Origin of the sequence: Spirillospora sp. NPDC048824 (assembly GCF_043198455.1) — a bacterium.
Taxonomy (GTDB): domain Bacteria; phylum Actinomycetota; class Actinomycetes; order Streptosporangiales; family Streptosporangiaceae; genus Spirillospora.
On sequence record NZ_JBICUS010000059.1, the window covers coordinates 1 to 1678 of the forward strand.

Consider the following 1678-nt stretch of genomic DNA (forward strand, 5'->3'; position numbering starts at 1 on the left):
GTAAGCATTCAGCTCGGGTGCTTTGAGGCATGGCGAATTAGCGTTGCGTGACCGCAACGCTGGATGGGGCGTGCTCAGGCCGGGGCCGGGTCGGGTGGCATCCAGGGTCTGCCGAGCAGGGACTCGCGGATCGCGGTGAGCAGATCGACGCCGTGCTTGGCGGCGGTGGAGAGGTAGCCGCGGACGGCGTACCGGTGTTGGGTTGCCCGTTCGGAGCGGAGCCGGCCGGAGATCTTCTGCTGGGTCTTGGCCGGGCGCAGGTCGCGTTCGGCCTGGTTGTTGGTCGGGGGTATGCGCAGGTCGCTGGTGAAGCGCAGCACGTCGTCCTGCCGGTCGCGTAGCGTCTCCAGCAGCATCCGGCCGACCGGCTGGGTCACGGTTTTGGCCGGTCCGGGGGTCCGGCGGACCTCGGCCAGGCCGATGCGGACGCCGTGCCGGAAGCTGCGGGTCCACATCGCCCTGGTGCCCGCCGGGAGCGTGTCGCGGCCCTGGGCGCGCGCCAGGTTGGCGGCGTGGATCAGGCCTTGCAGCGCCTCGGCGATCTGCCCGGGCCAGGCCGCGTCGGGGTAGGTTTCGGCGCAGTCTTGGAGATCGCGGAGCAGGTGCGCGCAGCACAACTGGTGCTCATGCTCACCGAGCTGCGCCGAGTCGTAGTTCTGGTAGCGGTCGTGCACGATCACGCCGGTCGCCTCGGCGATGACCGACTGCGTGAAGGTCCGCAGGGTCCGGTCGCCGACCTGGTACCAGGTGAACCGTCGATCACAGGCGACCAGCAGGTACTTGCTGCCCCTGCCCGGGCCGGCCTTGGGACCGACGCGGATCGGGGTCTCGTCGCAGCACACCACGTGCGCGAGGGTGAGCAGGGCCCGGATCCGCAGGTTGGCCTGCTCCACCGCGGCCGCGGCACGTTTGAGCAGGCCGTGGACGAACCCGGGTGAGGGCTCGGCCCCGGTCAGCGAGGTGACCAGCTCGGCGACCCGGTGCACCGGGATCGCGTGCCAGGCCATCAGATACACGCACCAGGACCGCAGGTTGACCCCGAGGCTGACCGGTGCGGCCGGCACCCCCTGCGGGCGGGCGGCGGTGTGCACCTTCCCGCAGCCGCACGCCACCGTGTGCAGGTTGTGCTGGAGTCGCTTGGCGACCACCAGCGGAATCTCGACCTGCTGATGGCGGGCCGTCACGCCCAGATCCGCCGCCACCGCCAGATCGGCACCGCACACGCACATCCCGGCCGGGAAGTGATCGACGCTGTCGGCGGGGTCGACATCCTCGGCCCAGGCCAGCGCCGTCCCCGGCGAACCGGGCTGCTTGCCCGGACGCCGCTTGCCGCCCCGAGCAGGCCTGTCCTTGGGGCGCGGCCTGCCCGGCAGGTCATCGGCCGAGGGCGGCATACCCGAGTTCCCGCTGTTGCGCGAGACCAGCCGCTCCAGCCGCGCGACCCGCTCACGCAACTCGGCGTTCTCGGCCTCCAGCCGCTCCAGCACCGCCACCCGCTCGGCCAGCCGGGCGTTCTCGATCGCCAGGCCACGCGCCAGCGCGATCAGTTCCTCACGCGACAGCTCATCCAGGCCGGACACCCGATGATCACACCACGCCCACCCTCAATGATCAACATGACGGACGGTCGCACACGGCCCAACCAGCAGCACAGCCCGTGAACGGCCTGAATGCTTAC

1 protein-coding gene is annotated in these 1678 nt (G+C 71.0%); it reads right to left on the bottom strand.

The features are described 5' to 3' along the window. Positions 1–74 precede the first annotated feature (74 nt). Entirely contained in the window at positions 75–1580 is a 1506-nt protein-coding gene (gene tnpC, locus ACGFIS_RS37485) for an IS66 family transposase (RefSeq protein WP_392974018.1), read from the bottom strand. Between the last annotated feature and the right edge of the window lie 98 nt (positions 1581–1678).